Below are 16,651 nucleotides of genomic sequence, written 5' to 3' on the forward strand. Positions count from 1 at the left end.
AGAAAGGCCGGGAGGTGGAGACACCTTCCACGGAGCGCCAAGGCGTGCGCGACGGTTGTCAAACGGCACTGGCCATTCCGGAAACCGGCGAAGGACACCGCCTTTTCGATCCTTGCAGAGAGACCGGAGTCGCGGGCAAAAACCGCCGAACGGGGCGCCGGAAGGTGTCACCTATTCATTCTCAGTCGAGGCAGCTTCCGGCGCCCCGTCCGAATGCTCTTTGAAACCACGGGCGAAACCGCCGCGTGGCGCTCGGCCTGTGCCGTTTTCCAGGAGGCGGGATTTTGTCAGCGCGACGGTTCGACGATACGCACCAGCAGTTCGGCGCGCGTTCCGATTTCCCGCGCCGCATAGTCGAGCCGGGCCCCGAGGCTGGTGGCCATGGCACCGATGATCTTGGAGCCGAGGCCCGTGCCGCGCACGGGACCTTCGCCGCGCCAGCCGATACCGTCGTCTTCCACGAACAAAAGCGCATTTTCGCCATCGAGCCGGGTGAAGCCGACGCGCACTTCGCCGCCCGTTTCGCCATAGGCATATTTGAAGGCATTCGTGACGAGCTCCGTCACGATCACGCCGAGCGACACCGCGCGATCGGTCGGCACATGCAGCGGCTCCAGCGTGCGGTTCAGCCGCACATCGCGCTCATGGCCCTGCATGGAAGCCCCAAGCTCGGTCAGAAGGGTCGAGAGATAGGCGCCCATATCGACATTGCGCACATCCTCGGAGGTGTAGAGACGGCGATGGATGCCGGCGATCGCGGTAATGCGCGCCTGCGTTTCGGAAAGCGCCTCCTTGACCGCGTCGTCCACGGCGCTCGACATCTGCAGGCGGATGAGCGCGGCGGCCAGCGCCAGCGAGTTGCCGACGCGGTGGTTCACCTCCGCCAGCAGCACTTCCGCACGCTCCTTGGCCGCGCGGATCTCCTGCTCGGCTTCCAGTTTGAGGCGCTTGAGGTGGGCGTTCTCCAGCGCTTGGCCAAGCGCATTGGCCAGCAGCGGCATGAAATCGTCGCCGACGGATTTGATGACATAGTCCGCAGCGCCGGCCTTCAGCGCCTCGACGGCGACCTGCGCATCGTTGGACCCCGTCACATAGACGACCGGCACCGCGCCCGGCGCGCTGGCGAGCTCCTTGAGAAAGGAAAGGCCGGTGCCCGATGCCAGGAAATGATCGAGCACCACGGCGTCGAAGCCGCCTTCGGCGAACAGCTCGCGGCCCAGCTCCACATCCTCCGCATGGACAACGACATAGCCGACACGGCCAAGCGCGCGCTCGGCGAGGCGCGCCAGGATCGGATCGTCATCGATGTAGAGGAGACGGAACGGACCTTCTCTCATTCACTGCGACTCGGGTATCTGGATCACGGAGAAGAACAGGCCGAGCTGACGGATCGCATGCGCGAAGCTTTCATACTCGACGGGCTTGGTGATGTAGACGTTCGCGCCCAGATCGTAACAGCGCTGGATTTCCCGCTCGTCGTCCGTCGTCGTGAGAATGACGACCGGCAGGCGCTTGGTGTGGGTATTCGTCTTGATCTTCTGAAGGATATCGATGCCGGACATGTCGGGCAGGTTGAGATCGAGCAGGATCAGCAGGAAGCGTCCGGCGCTCGCCATGCCGGAACGGTCCTTGCCGAGCACGAAATCGAGCGCGTCGGTGCCGCTGGTGAAGGGCACGACCTCGTTGTGCACACCGGCCCGGCGGATGTTCTTCTCGATGAGGCGCGCGTGCCCCTCGTCGTCCTCGATCATCACGATGGTGACTTCCTTGCCCAATCCGTTCATGCCTGCATACTCCTGACAACTTTGCTGAGGTCGGGCGGCAGACGCAGAACGAACGTCGTCCCCTGCCCGATTTCGGATTTCACGACGATATCACCACCGAGATTTCGCATCAGTGAACGAACATGGGCGAGCCCGATTCCCTCACCCGGCTTGTCCTGTGTGCCGGAGCGACGGAAAAGCTCGAAGACCCGCTCATGGTCTTCCGGGGCGATACCCCTGCCGTTATCGGCGAATTCGATGACGAAGCCTGCCCGACCCGCATTGCGCGCAGTGATTGAAATACGCAGCGGCCGCTCGGTCAAGCGGTACTTGATGGCGTTGTCGAACAGATTGCCGAACACCTGCTCCAGCGAAAGCCGGTCGGACACGACCGTCGGCAGGTTGTCGGCGATGGTGATGACGCCGTCGGCTTCGCTCACCTGATGGTTGACCGCGGCAGCACCGGCCTCGACCAGGTTCTTGAGATTGACGCGTTCGATCTTGAGCTCGCGGCGGCCGTCGCGCGAAATCTTCAGGATGGCGTTGATCAGCCCGTCCATTTTCTTGGTGGAGGACCGGATGAAGCCGATCGCTTCCGGCAGGTCTTCGCCCGCCGCACGGCGCGCCTCGAGAATATCCGCCTCGCTCGGCGTCTTGCCGTCGGCGAGCACGTAGCTCTGGATGGCCGCGAGCGATGCCTGCAGCTCGCTGGTAAAGCCCATGATGTTGACCAGCGGCGCACGCAGGTCGTGCGTGACGATATAGGCGAAGCGTTGCACTTCCTGGTTGGCGCGTATCAGCTCCTCGGTCCGCTCGTCCACGCGCTTTTCCAGCGTGGCGTTCAGCAGTTCCACCTCGCGCCGCGCCGCGAGGTTGTCGCGGGTATACTGCACGATGATGATGATGGCGCCGCCCAGCACGGTGATGATGGCGATGGCGCCGATCACCGTCGTCCATTGAAGGGCGCCCGCCGACCACAGCGTATCCACCACGCCCTTGCGCAGCTGCTCGTCCGCATCGTCCATGATGTTGCCGAGACGATCGCGGATTTCGTCCATCAGCATGCGGCCGCGGTCGGTCTTGACCTGTGCGATCGCTTCCGCCTGGCGACCCTGCAACATGAGGTCGACGGTGCCGGCCAGTTCGTCGAGCTTTTCGACCACCAGCTGCTGGACGCGTTCCGCGTCCCCGGCATATTCGGGCAGCCCGCCCAGTCTGTCGGCAAAGGCCTGCTTCTGCTCCGCGACCCCGCGCAACGCATCGTCATAGGGCGCGCGGAATGCCGGATCGCCCGTGATGATGAAACCACGCTGCCCGGTTTCCGCATCCTTGAGGATCGAAAGAAGATCGGCCGACGCCCGGCGCGCCTCGCGCTGTTCGACGAAACCGGTGAAATAGGACTGCACCTTGCCGACGAGCCACAACGATGTACCGACAATGCCGAGCAGTGCGAAAACGCCGGCGATGAACAGGATTATGGTCGAGCGCACGAATGCGGCGTTCGATATCGGCATTCCACCCCCCGGTTTCGCCGCTTCATATGCGCTGGACATTATCGTTCCCCCGCCGGATTGAAAACAGCGGATCAGCGTAACGCCCGGATTCTTTTGAAAGACTGCGGCAGCGTGTGTGTGATGCGCAATATAGTGCTGGCAAGGCCGACAGCCAGAGGCGCAGGAAAAATTTCCTTGCCGCCGGAGCCGGCACGAAATGTCGGTTTAGCGCAGTTTGGGCGTGCAAGCGCCGCGCTGCGGGTATATGCGCAAGGGCATGGACTCCAAACGAACCGGCTACGTCTTTACCCTCCTGGCCATCCTGATCTTCAGCCTTCAGGATGCCATTTCAAAACATCTCGGCGGCCTCTATTCGCCCATCTTCATCGCCATGCTGCGGTTCTGGGCGTTCGCGGCCTTCGCCTTGATCATGGCCGCGCGCAGTTCGGGCGGGCTGGGGGTCGCCATCCGGTCGAAACGTCCCTTTCTCCAGATCCTGCGCGGCACGCTGCTCGCGCTCCAGATCGTCGTCGTCATCACGGCCTTCAATGCCGTCGGCCTCGCGCATACCCAGGCGATCCTCGCCTCCGGCCCCATCTTCGTCGCGCTCCTGTCCATGCCGCTGCTCGGCGAGCGGGTGGGCTGGCGGCGCTGGACGTCGATCTCGGTGGGCCTCTTGGGCGTGCTGATCATCATCAACCCGACGGACGGCGCGTTCGATTCCAGCGTGCTCGTGCCGCTGGCGGCCGCGCTGATGTTTGCGCTCTACGCCATCACCACGCGTCTTGCCAGCCGCGACGATTCCTCGCTGACGAGCTTTCTCTACACCGGTCTTGCCGGCGCGGCGGTGCTTTCGCTGATCGGCCCGTTCTTCTGGACCAATCTCATTCCCGTCGACTGGCTCTGGATGGGGCTGTTGTGCATGACGGGCATTTCCAGCCACTATTTCCTCATCCGCGCCTACGACCTGCTCAATGCCGCCGCCGTGCAGCCCCTCACCTATCTCCAGGTGGTGATGGCGGCGATCATCGGCGTTACCGTCTTCGGCGAGACGCTGAATGTGAACATGGTGCTGGGCTCTGCCATCGTGGTGGGCGCCGGCATGTTCACCGTCTGGCGCGAGAGCGTCGTGGCCCGGCGGATCGCGGCGGAGAACCGCGCCAAACGCGAAAAAGGAATATAATCCTTTTTTCTTTACTCGAAAAACGTCCTTCGCTATAGTCCGCCTCATCGGACAGGCTTTGGCTGGTCCAACGCCTTGGCAGGGTTTTCGCAGTATGTTTTCCCATGACCGGATATGGGCGGCGATCGACGCCCTCGCCGAGCGCAACCGTCTTTCCCCGTCCGGGCTTGCCCGCCGCGCCGGGCTCGATCCGACGTCCTTCAACAAGTCGAAGCGGCAGGGTGCCGACGGCCGCCAGCGCTGGCCCTCGACGGAATCCATCGCCAAGGTGCTCGACGCCACTTCCGCGACCATCGACGAATTCTTCGCGCTGGGCGACACGGGCCGGGACAGCGGCCTGCCGCAGGGCGCCTTTCCGCCGCAGGCCGGCACGATACCGCTGCTCGGCTTCGCACAGGCCGGCGCCGGCGGCTTCTTCGACGATGGCGGCTTTCCCGCCGGCCAGGGCTGGGATGTGGTGGAGTTTCCCGCCTCTCCCGACCGGAAGCCCGGCGTCTACGCGCTCGAGGTGCAGGGCGACAGCATGCTGCCACTCTACCGCGACGGCGATATCCTGATCGTCGAGCCGGGCGCGCAGGTGCGCCGGGGCGACCGGGTGGTCGTCAAGACGCGCGAGGGCGAGGTCATGGCCAAGATGCTCCACCGCCAGAGCCCGCGTGCCATCGAGCTCCTGTCGCTCAACCCGGAGCATCCGAACCGCAGTTTCGACATGGAAGAGGTCGACTGGATCGCCCGCATCATCTGGGCGAGCCAGTAACGCCCGCCCTCACCCGCCATAGAGGTTGATGGGGAAATAACGCAGGTAGATTTCCTGCAGGCGCCCGCTGCGCGACAGGGCGAGAAGCGCGTGATCCATGGCCCCGGCCAGGGCTTCGTCCTCCTTGCGGACCATGATCGTCAGCCCCTCGCCGAGAAACGTCTCGGACAGATAGGGGCCATCGAACAGGCGGCAGCAACCGGCCGATTCCGAGCCGCTCGTCCAGAAGGCGAGCTGCATGCCGTCGCCGAAGACCGCGTCGACCTTGCCGTCCTTCAAGGCCGCGAGCAGCGCCGCGCGGTCGGGAAAGGCCTGCGCCGTCACACGCGGGAAGAAGGCCTTCAACATGGCCTCATGGGCGCTTGCCGCAACGACCCCCACCGCCTTGCCGTCGAGCGCGGCCGCCGTCTCACCGGAAGGCAACCGCGCCTTTGCCACGGCAAACCGGGCGGGAAGGCGCATGAACGGCCGCGAGAAGGCAAAGCGCTTGCGCAGGTCTGCCGTCACGGCGACGCCGGCCACGATCGCCTCGCCGTTGCCGTCGCTCAGCGCAGTTTCGAGTTCCGGAAAGGTCACGGCCTGGATCTGGCATTTGTCGGTGAGCTGCAATTCGCGGCAGATCTCGCGCACCAGATCGACATGAAAGCCGGCGAGCTTGCCCGTCTGGTCGATGAAGTTGAAGGGCGGAAAATCCACCGTCGTCAGGAAGCGCAGCCGCACGATGCCGGAGAGATCCGGCCGGGCGATGCGCTCGCGCGTGTCGAACAGGATCGGAAGATCGACGGTGCTGCGGTCCTGCGCCACGGCCGGCAGCGGCACGGCCGCCATCATCGACAGGCAAAGCGCCAGGAACCCGCAAATTTTAGGGGATGAAATTTTGCGCGACCACATTACAATCAACTTGGGGTTTAAGACGGGGGCAGCCGTGACAGCGGCTGCGGGCTGCATGCGACTGGCAGAATATCCCGACGACATCGCTTTCGCTACCGCAATCGGCGTCCTGCCGGCACGTCATGTGGCGCGGCCGGCGCATCCACCCGTCCCGCCGAAGTTCCTGACGGAAGCGCATCTCTTCCGCCGGCTCGGAATTTCCAAGGTGCTCATATCGCACATGCTGGTGCGGGCGAACCGCAACGGCACCACGCTGGAGGCCGAGCTTCTGGCCAGCGGCGCGGTCCTCGAAAGCACCTATTACGAGGCGCTTGCCGAGATCCTCGATCTCCCCTTCCTGCCCGAGCTCGATCCCGCCCAGGTGGAGGATATCGCGGGCGCCGACAGCCAGCTTCTCGATCCCACAGTCGTTCGTCTGCGCCATCCCGTGCGGCCGCCCGTCACCGCGATCGTGCCGAACGCGGCGCGGCTCGGCGATCTGGCCGAGCGGCTGGCGCAGTCGCCGGACCTGCGCACGACGCTTGTGGCAACGACACCATCGGCCCTGCGGTCCGCCCTCTGGCGGGCCGGCCGGAAGCGACGGCTGCGCGAAAGCGTCGACCGGCTCTTCGGCAGCGCGCCCGAGGCGAGCGCACGCATCACGCTATGGGGGCGGCAAGGCTTTTATACCGGCGCGGCGCTCACGCTGACACTTGCGCTCACCGTCGCGGAGCCGACGGCGACGCTCCTTGTGCTGCATATCGTCCTCAGCTTCTTCTTCTTCGCCACGTTCTTCATCCGCCTCGTGGCGCTCGTCGCCACGAAACGGCAGCAGAAACGTCTGCGCCCGGCACCCCCCGCCGGCCGCCGGCCCGTCTATTCGATCTTCATCGCCCTCTATCGGGAGGCGGCGGTCGTCCCGCAGCTCATCGACACGCTGGACAGGCTTGAATGGCCGGCGAGCCGCCTCGACATCAAGCTGATCTGCGAGGCGGACGACCAGGCGACGCTCGATGCGCTGGCTGCCACGCGTCTTGGCCCGCAATACGAGGTGGTGGCGGTGCCGCCCGGGCGGCCGCGCACCAAGCCGAAAGCGCTGACCTATGCGCTGGGCGCGGCGCGCGGCGAGTATCTCGTGATCTACGACGCGGAAGACCGCATCGACCCGATGCAGCTGGAGGAAGCCTGGCGCACCTTCGAGGCCGGCCCACCGGAGATCGTCTGCCTCCAGGCGCCGCTCGTCATCACCAATGCCCGGGAGAGCTGGATAAGCGCACTCTTTGCGCTGGAATATGCGGGCCTTTTCCGGGTGCTGTTGCCGCGCCTTGCCGCCGCGCGCATGCCGATGCCGCTCGGCGGCACGTCGAACCATTTTCGCACACGCATCCTGCAGGCCGTCGGCGGCTGGGATCCCTTCAACGTCACGGAGGACGCCGATCTCGGCCTGCGCCTTTACCGGAAAGGCTTTCGTTGCGGCACGCTCACCCGCCCGACCTACGAGGAGGCGCCGACCGAGGTCCGTGCCTGGCTCGGCCAGCGCAGCCGGTGGTTCAAGGGCTGGCTGCAAACCTGGCTGGTGGTGATGCGGCGCCCCTCCATGCTCATAAGGGAAATGGGGCTGGGCGCCAGCATCGTCTTCCAGGTGCTGATCGGCGGGCTCATCCTGTCCTCGCTCGCCCACCCGCTGGTCGTCGCCTATGTCGCCGTGATCACCGGGCAGCTGCTATCGGGGCAGGCCTATACCGTGGGGCCGATGCAGCTGACACTGTTCGTCATGGACATGGCGAACATCTTCGGCAGCTACGCCATCTTCATCGCGCTCGGACGGGCGGGCATGACACTGCCCGAGCGGGCGGCCGTCGGCCGCAAATGGATGCTGACGCCCGTCTACTGGCTGCTCGCCTCCCGCGCCGCATGGCGCGCCGTGCGCGAACTGCGCAGCAATCCGTTCTTCTGGAACAAGACCGCGCATCGCCCGGCGCAGACAGACGCGAAGACGGCGGTCACAAACCAAATGGTGTCGGAGGCGGAACAGAGTTTGTAAAACCGTTCAAAAACGGAGCGGCGGTCTTGAGGCAAGTCGGAAGATTACACAGGCGCGAGCCGAATCGCGCTTGAAAACAAGCAAGTGACATGAAGTGACACGCCGCCGCCGTAAGTAATTGAATTTTTTGGAGCGGGTAGCGGGAATCGAACCCGCGCGTTCAGCTTGGGAAGCTGACAGGCTACCATTACATCATACCCGCAGGGCAGCGCCGAGGCCGCACTCATTCAACAGTTCTCGGGATGTGTCAAGCTGCTGCCAGGCGTCACCCGGCGCGGAAGTGCTTGGAGAGCTTGAGGCCCTGGGCCTGGTAGTTGGAGCCGAGGCCGGAGCCGTAGAGGCCTGCGGGGGCTTCGAGCATGTGCTCGTAGATCAGGCGGCCGACGATCTGGCCGTGTTCGAGGATGAAGGGCACCTCGTGGCTGCGTACTTCCAGCACCGCGCGGCTGCCGGAACCGCCGGCCGGCGCGTGGCCGAAACCGGGATCGAAGAAGCCGGCGTAATGCACGCGGAACTCGCCGACGAGCGGATCGAACGGCGTCATCTCGGCCGCATAGAGCGGCGGCACATGCACGGCCTCGCGCGAGACGAGGATGTAGAACTCGTCCGGGTCGAGGATCAGCTCGTTGCGGCCGCGGCTGAACAGGGGCTCCCAGAAATCGAAGATGTCGTGCTGGTTCTTGCGATCGACATCGACGACGGAGGTGTGATGCTTGCCGCGATAGCCGATGAGGCCGTCCGGCCCCGTGCCCTTGAGATCGATCGACAGGGCGATGCCGCCGCCGGAGACATTGGGCGTTTCGCTGGCGACGAGCGTGTCGCTGACATGCAGCGCCGTAAGCTCGTTTTCGCTGAGGAGCGCATTGCCCTTGCGGAAGCGGATCTGCGACAGGCGCGAGCCGCGGCGCACCACGATGGGGAAGGTGCGCGGGGAGATTTCCAGATAGAGCGGTCCGGCATAGCCGGCCGGGATCTTGTCGAATTCCTGCGCCCGGTCGGTGATGACGCGGGTGAAGATATCGAGGCGGCCGGTGGAGCTCTTGGGGTTTGCGGATGCGGCGAGTTCGGCCGGCAGATCGAGGCTTTCCATCAGCGGCACGATGTAGACGCAGCCGGTTTCCAGCACCGCGCCCTCGCTGAGATCGATGACGTGCAGTTGCAGGCGGTCGAGCTTGTCGGCGACGAGATGGGACGGGCCGGGCAGGAAACTTGCCCGCACGCGGAACGCCTTGGCGCCGAGCCGCAGATCGAGGCTCGCCGGCTGGATCTGGTCGTCATCCAGCGCGGCTTCGCTTTTCAGCCGCCCGCTTTCGAACAAGCCGCGGATGGCGTTATCCGCCAGAATGCCCGTGCTGCGCACCACAGAAGCCATAGTCGTACCGTCCCGTCAGAAGGACCGCACAAAACCAAATGCCGGCAATTGACGCAAGCGCAGCCAAGCAGTATTAGCGGATTATCCCGTGGTGATTTGGCCGGCCGGCTTGCAGCCACGTAAAACAAGTAGCTAAAAAGGCCGGGTTCGAAACCGGCTTGCTTTTGCGGCCGGTTTTTTTGTTTGAAGGCGACGATCACATGAGCAAGTCCTGGCGTCCGGCCACCCAACTCGTTCACGGCGGAACCACCCGCTCCCAGCACGGCGAAACCGCCGAAGCCATCTTCCTGACGCAGGGCTTCGTCTATGACACGTCCGCTGCGGCCGAAGCCCGCTTCAAGGGCGAGACGGACGGGTTCATCTATGCCCGCTACGGCAGCCCGACCAACGACATGTTCGAAAAGCGCATGTGCATGCTGGAAGGCGCCGAAGACGCCCGCGCCACCGCCTCCGGCATGGCCGCCGTGTCCGCCGCGATCCTCTGCCAGCTCAAGGCGGGCGATCATATCGTCGCCGCACGCGCGCTGTTCGGGTCCTGCCGCTGGGTGGTGGAGACGCTTGCGCCGAAATACGGCATCGAGTGCACGCTGATCGACGGCCGCGACCTCGCCAACTGGGAAGGCGCGATCCGCAAGAACACCAAGGTGTTCTTCCTGGAAAGCCCGACCAATCCGACGCTGGAAGTGATCGACATCGCCGGTGTGGCGAAGCTCGCCAACCAGATCGGCGCGAAGGTGGTGGTCGACAACGTGTTCGCCACGCCGCTCTTCCAGAAGCCGCTGGAACTCGGCGCGCATGTCGTCGTCTACTCCGCCACCAAGCATATCGACGGCCAGGGCCGCTGCCTGGGCGGCGTCGTCCTGTCGGACAAGCAGTGGATCGACGAGAACCTGCACGACTACTTCCGCCATACCGGCCCGGCCATGTCGCCGTTCAATGCCTGGACGTTGCTGAAGGGCATCGAGACGCTGCCGCTGCGCGTGAAACAGCAGACGGAGAATGCGAGCCGCATCGCCGATTTCCTCGCCGACCAGAAGCAGGTCGCCCGCGTGATCTATCCCGGCCGCAAGGACCATCCGCAGGCCGATATCATCGCCAAGCAGATGACGGGCGGCTCCACCTTGGTCTGCTTCGAGATGAAGGGCGGCAAGGACGCGGCGTTCGCGCTGCAGGATGCGCTCGAGGTCGTGAAGATCTCCAACAATCTCGGCGACGCCAAGAGCCTGATCACGCATCCGGCGACGACGACGCACAAGAACCTGACAGACGAGGCGCGCGCCGAGCTCGGCATTTCCGCCGGCACCGTGCGCCTGTCGGCCGGCATCGAGGACAGCGACGACCTGATCGAGGATTTCGCCCGCGCGCTCTCCAAGGTCACCGCCTGATTTCGCCAGGACGGACGACAGTTGAAAAAGGCGCCGGCCACAAGGCCGGCGCCTTTTGCGCTTATCCTTGACGAAACCTTATTCGTGTAGAATAGCAGGGGTCGTTCAGTTCAAGGCTTGCCCATGTATCGTGCGCTGACCCGCGACATCGAAGTGACCGTAGAGCCATATTATCTGGCCGATCAGTCCGATCCCGACGACAGCCGCTATGTCTGGGGATACCGGGTCGTCATTTCCAACCACTCCGACATCGCCGTGCGTCTGGTGACGCGCTACTGGCACATCACCGACCAGAACGGGCAGGTGGACGAGGTGAATGGACCGGGCGTGATCGGCGAGCAGCCGGTGCTCAGGCCCGGCGACACCTACGAATATTCATCGGGCTGCCCGCTGGAAACGCCGTCCGGCATCATGTTCGGCCGCTACCGCATGGAAGCGGAAAACGGCGAGGCCTTCGACGTCGCCATTCCCGCCTTTTCGCTGGATACACCGGGACAGGCGCGCACGCTGAATTGAGGGTTGGGGTGGCCCCCCTCATCCGGCTGCCGCCACCTTTTCCCCGAGGGGAGAAGGGAGGGATGCAAAGTCCCGCCTTGCGTCCACGAAAGTGATCTCAGGAAAACAGTCCGGCTGGGTCCCTTCTCCCCTGGGGGAGAAGGTGGCCGACAGGCCGGATGAGGGAGTTGCCGCAAGCGTTTACTGCGGCAGGACTTCCGCGGCTTCGAAGCGGTAGGTCGTCGAGCAGAACTCGCAGGTGACGGCGATCTCGCCCTTTTCGTCCGCCGTATGGGCGATCTCCTCGGCGCTGAGCGCTGCCAGCACGCCCTTCAGCTTCTCGCGCGAGCACGAGCAGCGGTCGAAGACCTGCTGCGGCGGGTAGACCCGCACGCCGCGCTCGTGGAACAGGCGAAACAGCAGCCGTTCGGTGCCGACATTCGGATCCGTCAGCTCATCCGCGTCGATGGTCTCGACCATGGCCTTGGCCTCGGCCCAATGATCATCGTCGTCGATCTTGTGGCCGGCCTCGTCGCCGTCGCCGCCGGGAAGGTCGGCCTGGCGCATGCGCTCGGGCGATTGCGGCAGGAACTGCGCGACCATGCCGCCGGCACGCCAGCGGTGACGCGCCTTGCCGTCGGCATCGCGGTCGTACAGTTCGGCGACGCCGAGGCGCACCTTGGTCGGGATCTGCTCCGACTGGCGGAAATAGACGCCGGCGATTTCTTCCAGCGTATGGCCGTCGAGCGGAACGATGCCTTGGTAGCGCTGCATATGCGCGCCCTGATCGATGGTGAAGGCGAGGATGCCCTTGCCGAGCAGCTCATGCGGCTCCGTCGCGCCGGCTGCGATGGCGGCATCGAGCGCTTCCTGATCGAAGCGGGCATAGGCGCGCACATCCTGCGGCGCGGAGAAATCCGCGACGAGCAGGTCGACGGGGCCATCGCCCTTGGTCTGCACGATCAGCTTGCCCTCGAATTTCAGCGAGGTTCCGAGAAGCACGGTCAGCGCGATGGCTTCCGCCAGAAGGCGGGCCACCGGTGCGGGATAATCATGCCGGCCGAGAATGGTATCCAGCATGGGACCGAGCTGCACGGCGCGGCCGCGCACATCCAGGCCCTCGACCTGGAAAGGCAGGACGTGGTCATCGCCGGCATAGCCGGGCTCACCGAGTTTCAGGGCGGTTTCCGCCATCATCATTCTACTCCTTCACGCGCCGCAATGCCGGCGGGCACAAGGCCCGGCCGCTTGGGGCAGCACTCTATCCTGATTGCGCATATGCCGGCCGGGATCATTCCACACCGGGCGGGCATGCGCCAGTGAAAGCGCCTTGCGGCGCCTCTGCGATAGGCCCTAGATCGTGCCGGCGGCGCCGTTTTTCAAGACGGCCTCAGACGGCTCCGAAGCACCAGGCGAGGATGGACTTCTGTGCGTGCAGGCGGTTTTCGGCCTCATCGAAGACCACGGACTGCGGGCCGTCGATGACCTCGTTGGTGACTTCCTCGCCGCGATGGGCGGGCAGGCAGTGCATGAAGAGCGCGTCCTTGCTGGCGCGCGCCATGAGCTGCGGGTTGACCTGATAGGGCTGGAAGATGTTGTGGCCGCGGGCGCGGTGCTCCTGGTTCATCGAGACCCAGGTATCGGTGACGACGAGATCGGCGCCGTCGACCATCGCCTCGGCATCGTGCCCGAGCAGGATATTGCCGCCGTTGTCACGCGCCCAGTTGAGGATCTTGTCATCAGGCTCGGAGCCCATCGGCACGGCCATCTTCATGGTGTAGCCGAAACGGGCCGAGCCCTCGACGAAGGAATGCAGCACGTTGTTGCCATCGCCCGTCCAGGTGAAGGTCTTGCCTTTGGTGGAGCCGCGATGCTCCTCGAAGGTCATGATGTCGGCCATGATCTGGCAGGGATGGGTGAGATCCGTCAGCGCGTTGATGACCGGAACCGTGGCGTGCTCCGCCAGCTCCAGCAGGCGCGCATGGTCGGTCGTGCGGATCATGATGGCATCGACATAGCGCGACAGGACCTTGGCCGTGTCGCCGATGGTCTCGGCGCGGCCGAGCTGCATTTCCGTGCCCGACAGGAACAGCGTCTCGCCGCCGAGCTGGCGCATGCCGACATCGAACGAAACGCGGGTGCGGGTGGACGGTTTCTCGAAGATCATCGCCAGCATCTTGCCGGCCAGCGGCTTGGCTTCGGTGCCGGCCTTGTTGGCGGCCTTTCGCGCATGCGCATCGTCCATGATGACGCGGAGATCGCTTTCCGAAACGGCGGAAAGATCGAGAAAATGCTTGGCCATGATGTGTCCTGTCCCAGTCCCTTATGCGCTCAGGCGGCCTTGGCGGCGCTCAGCTTTTCGGCGGCCCGCTCGATGCGGGCGAGCCCTTCGCGTGCATCTTCCGCCGTGGTGATCAGCGGCGGCAGAAGGCGCAGCACATTGTCGCCCGCCGGCACGGCAAGCAGCTTTTCGGCGCGAACCGCCTTCAGGAGATCGGCGACCGGAATGCGTGCCTTGATGCCGAGCATCAGGCCCTCGCCGCGCACGTCCTCGATGATGTCGGGGAAGCGGTCCTGCAGCGCCGCGAGGCCCTGGCGGAAGACCAGGGCGACATCGCGCACATGCTCCAGGAAGCCATCGGCGAGCACCACGTCGAGCACGGCGTTGCCGACGGCCATGGCGAGCGGATTGCCGCCATAGGTCGAGCCGTGCGTGCCGGCCACCATGCCCGATGCCGCCTCGGCCGTTGCAAGGCAGGCGCCGAGCGGGAAGCCGCCGCCGATACCCTTGGCGATCGCCATGATGTCGGGTGCGACGCCCGAATGCTCATAGGCGAAGAGGCGGCCCGTGCGGCCGACGCCCGTCTGAACCTCGTCGAGGATGAGCAGCAGGCCGTATTCGTCGCAGAGCTGGCGCAGCTCCTGCATGAATTCCTTCGGCACCGGCCTGAGGCCGCCCTCGCCCTGAACGGGCTCGATCAGGATCGCCGCGGTTTCCTCGGTGATCGCGTCCTTGACGGCGGCGATGTCGCCGAAGGGAACCTTGAGGAAGCCCGGGGCCTTGGGTCCGAAGCCCTCGATGTACTTTTCCTGTCCGCCGGCGGCGATGGTCGCGATCGTGCGGCCATGAAACGCGCCTTCGAAGGTGATGATGTGGAACTTGCCCGGATGCCCCTTGGCGAAATGATAGCGGCGCGCGGTCTTGATCGCGCATTCCAGCGCTTCCGCACCCGAATTGGTGAAGAACACCTTTTCGGCGAAGGTCGCGTCCGTCAGCCGGCGGCCGAGGCTTTCCTGGCCCGCAACCTCATAGAGATTGGAGAGGTGCCAGACCTTGTCGGCCTGCTCCTTCAGCGCGGAAACGAGATGGGGATGGCCGTGGCCGAGCGAACTGACGGCCACGCCGGCGGCGAAATCGAGATATCGCTCGCCGTTCTCGTCGATCAGCCAGACGCCCTCCCCGTGCGTGAACCGGAGCGGCGCACGCATATAGGTTTCATAGAGCGGCGCGGCATCGGCCATGGCGCGTATCCTCCAAAAGGGATGCGGAAAAGAAATTCGGGGGCTTGACTTTCCGGTTGCCAGAAAAATCAAAAGCCGCCTTTCGGCGGCATGCTGCACTATCGGCATTTCAGGCCGTGATGTCAATAAAATGCATAGCTCCAAATCGCACTGAACCTCCCGCAAGGTGAGGATTCACAGCATGCATGGACAGTGTCGCTATCGAGTCACACCCTACCAGCAAGTTGGGGAAAACTCTGAAATCGATTCGCCCCGATTCCCCCGACTCTTGTCACAGAGTCCCCCGAACTCTAGGTTAAGGGTCAATTACTAGACTGCATGCGGCGGAACTAGTCACCACCAGAGTTAGGGCGCTCAGGCTACGGATTCGTTCGTGGCGCGATGAGGGATTCCCGCACAGCGAGCGCCGAACGGAGACGAGAGCATGAACTGGACAGACGAGCGGGTCGAGAAACTCAAGAAGCTCTGGAGCGAAGGCCTCAGTGCCAGCCAGATCGCGGCGCAGCTCGGCGGCGTCAGCCGCAACGCCGTGATCGGCAAGGTGCACCGGCTCAACCTGCCCGGCCGCGCCAAGGCCGGCGGCACGCCCGCTTCGGCCCGCCCGAAGCGCCCGGCGCAGGCCACCCCGCGTCCCTCGAACTTTACCGCGCGTCCGGCCAACGCGCCCCGTCCGGTCAGCCGGCCGGTGGGCAACGCCCTTGCCAAGGATGAGATCGACACCGATTTCGATGCACAGGCCGAGAACCTGCCCGTCGTGATCAGCGGCAAGAACGTCGTGGTGCCGATGTCGCGCAAGCTGGAGCTGACGCAGCTCACCGAGCGCACCTGCAAGTGGCCGATCGGCGACCCGCTGAACGACGACTTCCATTTCTGCGGCTGCGAGTCCCCTGACAATTCGCCCTATTGCACCTATCACCAGCGTCTCGCCTACCAGCCTTCGGCCGAGCGCCGCCGGGCACGGTGACACCGGCGACAGAAGACTAGAAACGGGGCCGAAAGGCTCCGTTTTCATTTGCGCGGCCTGCCGGAACGCAAACGGGCCCCGAAGGGCCCGTTTGCGTCCTTGGGAGGAATGCGTCGTTCAGGTTTCCAGCGAGTAGCCGGCGCCGCGCACCGTGCGGATGACATCCTGCATGTTGGCGAAGTTGAGCGCCTTGCGCAGGCGTCCGACATGCACATCGACGGTACGCTCGTCGACATAGATGTCATGCCCCCAGACACCGTCGAGAAGCTGCGAACGCGAGAAGACGCGGCCGGGCGAGGTCATCAGGAACTCCAGGAGGCGGAACTCCGTCGGGCCGAGGCGCACCTCGCGCGTGCGGCGGTGAACGCGGTGCGTCTCGCGGTCGAGCTCGATATCGCCGCAGCGCAGCACCGTGGAGACCACTTCCGGTTTGGCACGGCGCAGCATGGCCCGCACGCGGGCGACAAGTTCCGGCGTGGAGAAGGGCTTGACCACGTAGTCATCCGCACCGGTGGCGAGGCCGCGCACGCGTTCGCTCTCCTCGCCGCGCGCCGTCAGCATGATGATCGGCAGCCGCTCGGTTTCCGGACGCTGGCGCAGGCGCCGGCACAGCTCGATGCCGGAAACGCCCGGGAGCATCCAGTCGAGGATGAGAAGATCGGGCATGCGCTCCTGCAAGCGCATCTCCGCCTCGTCGCCGGACAGGATCGTATCCACCTCGAAACCCTCCGCCTCGAGATTGTAACGCAGGAGGACGCTCAGCGCCTCCTCATCTTCCACGACGGCAATTCTGGGCACCATGT

Annotated in this window: 15 protein-coding genes, 1 tRNA gene and 1 riboswitch; of the genes, 6 read left to right on the forward strand and 10 right to left on the reverse strand. The window is 64.7% G+C overall.

Going from position 1 to position 16,651, the window contains the following annotated elements; genetic code table 11:
* Positions 1–287: 287 nt before the first annotated feature.
* Genes B5M41_RS13965 through B5M41_RS13975 form a run of 3 tightly spaced genes read right to left on the reverse strand, consistent with a single transcriptional unit; the run spans position 288 to position 3,277 of the window.
* On the reverse strand, positions 288–1,337 hold the full coding sequence (locus B5M41_RS13965) for a sensor histidine kinase (RefSeq protein WP_134647785.1): 1,050 nt from the start codon (positions 1,335–1,337) through the stop codon (positions 288–290).
* A complete protein-coding gene (locus tag B5M41_RS13970; protein WP_134647787.1) occupies positions 1,338–1,784 on the reverse strand; it encodes a response regulator in 447 nt (148 codons plus the stop codon).
* Positions 1,781–3,277, reverse strand: coding sequence for a sensor histidine kinase (locus B5M41_RS13975; RefSeq protein ID WP_134647789.1), 1,497 nt, complete (start codon positions 3,275–3,277; stop codon positions 1,781–1,783). Before B5M41_RS13975 ends, B5M41_RS13970 begins: the two co-directional genes overlap by 4 nt.
* Before the next feature lie 256 nt (positions 3,278–3,533).
* Here B5M41_RS13975 and B5M41_RS13980 point away from each other — a divergent pair, with 256 nt between their 5' ends.
* Together B5M41_RS13980 and B5M41_RS13985 are read left to right on the forward strand one after the other, a co-directional pair.
* Positions 3,534–4,439 (forward strand): DMT family transporter, encoded by a 906-nt coding sequence (locus B5M41_RS13980; RefSeq protein WP_134647791.1) that lies wholly within the window; start codon positions 3,534–3,536, stop codon positions 4,437–4,439.
* 94 nt (positions 4,440–4,533) lie between these two features.
* Positions 4,534–5,196: a S24 family peptidase gene (locus B5M41_RS13985; RefSeq protein ID WP_134647793.1), complete on the forward strand. Its 663-nt coding sequence runs from the start codon at positions 4,534–4,536 to the stop codon at positions 5,194–5,196.
* Between the two features lie 9 nt (positions 5,197–5,205).
* Here the strand turns inward: B5M41_RS13985 and B5M41_RS13990 are convergent, their stop codons facing one another.
* Positions 5,206–6,027 carry a transporter substrate-binding domain-containing protein gene (locus B5M41_RS13990; protein ID WP_329959093.1) on the reverse strand — a complete coding sequence of 274 codons (822 nt, stop codon included), beginning with the start codon at positions 6,025–6,027 and terminating at the stop codon, positions 5,206–5,208.
* 94 nt (positions 6,028–6,121) lie between these two features.
* Between B5M41_RS13990 and B5M41_RS13995 the strand changes: the two genes are divergently transcribed.
* Positions 6,122–8,110 carry a glycosyltransferase family 2 protein gene (locus B5M41_RS13995; RefSeq protein ID WP_230640088.1) on the forward strand — a complete coding sequence of 663 codons (1,989 nt, stop codon included), beginning with the start codon at positions 6,122–6,124 and terminating at the stop codon, positions 8,108–8,110.
* 128 nt (positions 8,111–8,238) lie between these two features.
* Here the strand turns inward: B5M41_RS13995 and B5M41_RS14000 are convergent.
* Positions 8,239–8,312, reverse strand: a tRNA-Gly gene (locus B5M41_RS14000).
* A 63-nt stretch (positions 8,313–8,375) separates the two neighbouring features.
* Positions 8,376–9,482 (reverse strand): 2'-deoxycytidine 5'-triphosphate deaminase, encoded by a 1,107-nt coding sequence (locus tag B5M41_RS14005; RefSeq protein WP_160870134.1) that lies wholly within the window; start codon positions 9,480–9,482, stop codon positions 8,376–8,378.
* A 78-nt stretch (positions 9,483–9,560) separates the two neighbouring features.
* Positions 9,561–9,639, forward strand: a riboswitch (SAM riboswitch).
* 43 nt (positions 9,640–9,682) lie between these two features.
* On the opposite strand from B5M41_RS14005, the gene B5M41_RS14010 reads away from it, so the two are divergent.
* Entirely contained in the window at positions 9,683–10,867 is a 1,185-nt protein-coding gene (locus B5M41_RS14010; RefSeq protein WP_134647797.1) for an O-succinylhomoserine sulfhydrylase, read from the forward strand.
* A gap of 123 nt (positions 10,868–10,990) precedes the next feature.
* The gene (gene apaG / locus B5M41_RS14015) at positions 10,991–11,383 is read left to right on the forward strand and encodes a Co2+/Mg2+ efflux protein ApaG (RefSeq protein ID WP_134647799.1); all 393 of its coding nucleotides are present in this window, start codon (positions 10,991–10,993) and stop codon (positions 11,381–11,383) included.
* Between the two features lie 180 nt (positions 11,384–11,563).
* Here apaG and B5M41_RS14020 read toward each other — a convergent pair whose 3' ends face one another.
* The 3 genes from B5M41_RS14020 to B5M41_RS14030 form a co-directional block, all read right to left on the reverse strand.
* Positions 11,564–12,556, reverse strand: a complete 993-nt coding sequence (locus B5M41_RS14020) for an Hsp33 family molecular chaperone (RefSeq protein ID WP_134647801.1) — start codon at positions 12,554–12,556, stop codon at positions 11,564–11,566.
* A gap of 196 nt (positions 12,557–12,752) precedes the next feature.
* The gene (gene argF, locus B5M41_RS14025) at positions 12,753–13,664 is read right to left on the reverse strand and encodes an ornithine carbamoyltransferase (protein ID WP_134647803.1); all 912 of its coding nucleotides are present in this window, start codon (positions 13,662–13,664) and stop codon (positions 12,753–12,755) included.
* A 29-nt stretch (positions 13,665–13,693) separates the two neighbouring features.
* Positions 13,694–14,884 (reverse strand): aspartate aminotransferase family protein, encoded by a 1,191-nt coding sequence (locus B5M41_RS14030; protein ID WP_134647805.1) that lies wholly within the window; start codon positions 14,882–14,884, stop codon positions 13,694–13,696.
* A 424-nt stretch (positions 14,885–15,308) separates the two neighbouring features.
* Here B5M41_RS14030 and B5M41_RS14035 point away from each other — a divergent pair, with 424 nt between their 5' ends.
* The gene (locus B5M41_RS14035; protein WP_134647807.1) at positions 15,309–15,848 is read left to right on the forward strand and encodes a GcrA family cell cycle regulator; all 540 of its coding nucleotides are present in this window, start codon (positions 15,309–15,311) and stop codon (positions 15,846–15,848) included.
* Between the two features lie 117 nt (positions 15,849–15,965).
* Here B5M41_RS14035 and phoB read toward each other — a convergent pair whose 3' ends face one another.
* Positions 15,966–16,649, reverse strand: coding sequence for a phosphate regulon transcriptional regulator PhoB (phoB, locus tag B5M41_RS14040; RefSeq protein WP_134647809.1), 684 nt, complete (start codon positions 16,647–16,649; stop codon positions 15,966–15,968).
* Positions 16,650–16,651 lie beyond the last annotated feature (2 nt).

The organism is Shinella sumterensis (assembly GCF_004514425.2).
Classification (GTDB): Bacteria; Pseudomonadota; Alphaproteobacteria; order Rhizobiales; family Rhizobiaceae; genus Shinella; species Shinella sumterensis.

What these genes read in the sequence shown, in the direction of transcription:
- B5M41_RS13965 (WP_134647785.1), bottom strand. Translation starts at nt 1,337, where the DNA reads ATGAGAGAAGGTCCGTTCCGTCTCCTCTACATCGATGACGATCCGATC.
- B5M41_RS13970 (WP_134647787.1), bottom strand. Translation starts at nt 1,784, where the DNA reads ATGAACGGATTGGGCAAGGAAGTCACCATCGTGATGATCGAGGACGAC.
- B5M41_RS13975 (WP_134647789.1), bottom strand. Translation starts at nt 3,277, where the DNA reads ATGCCGATATCGAACGCCGCATTCGTGCGCTCGACCATAATCCTGTTC.
- B5M41_RS13980 (WP_134647791.1), top strand. Translation starts at nt 3,534, where the DNA reads ATGGACTCCAAACGAACCGGCTACGTCTTTACCCTCCTGGCCATCCTG.
- B5M41_RS13985 (WP_134647793.1), top strand. Translation starts at nt 4,534, where the DNA reads ATGTTTTCCCATGACCGGATATGGGCGGCGATCGACGCCCTCGCCGAG.
- B5M41_RS13990 (WP_329959093.1), bottom strand. Translation starts at nt 6,027, where the DNA reads ATGATGGCGGCCGTGCCGCTGCCGGCCGTGGCGCAGGACCGCAGCACC.
- B5M41_RS14005 (WP_160870134.1), bottom strand. Translation starts at nt 9,482, where the DNA reads ATGGCTTCTGTGGTGCGCAGCACGGGCATTCTGGCGGATAACGCCATC.
- B5M41_RS14010 (WP_134647797.1), top strand. Translation starts at nt 9,683, where the DNA reads ATGAGCAAGTCCTGGCGTCCGGCCACCCAACTCGTTCACGGCGGAACC.
- apaG (WP_134647799.1), top strand. Translation starts at nt 10,991, where the DNA reads ATGTATCGTGCGCTGACCCGCGACATCGAAGTGACCGTAGAGCCATAT.
- B5M41_RS14020 (WP_134647801.1), bottom strand. Translation starts at nt 12,556, where the DNA reads ATGGCGGAAACCGCCCTGAAACTCGGTGAGCCCGGCTATGCCGGCGAT.
- argF (WP_134647803.1), bottom strand. Translation starts at nt 13,664, where the DNA reads ATGGCCAAGCATTTTCTCGATCTTTCCGCCGTTTCGGAAAGCGATCTC.
- B5M41_RS14030 (WP_134647805.1), bottom strand. Translation starts at nt 14,884, where the DNA reads ATGGCCGATGCCGCGCCGCTCTATGAAACCTATATGCGTGCGCCGCTC.
- B5M41_RS14035 (WP_134647807.1), top strand. Translation starts at nt 15,309, where the DNA reads ATGAACTGGACAGACGAGCGGGTCGAGAAACTCAAGAAGCTCTGGAGC.
- phoB (WP_134647809.1), bottom strand. Translation starts at nt 16,649, where the DNA reads ATGGTGCCCAGAATTGCCGTCGTGGAAGATGAGGAGGCGCTGAGCGTC.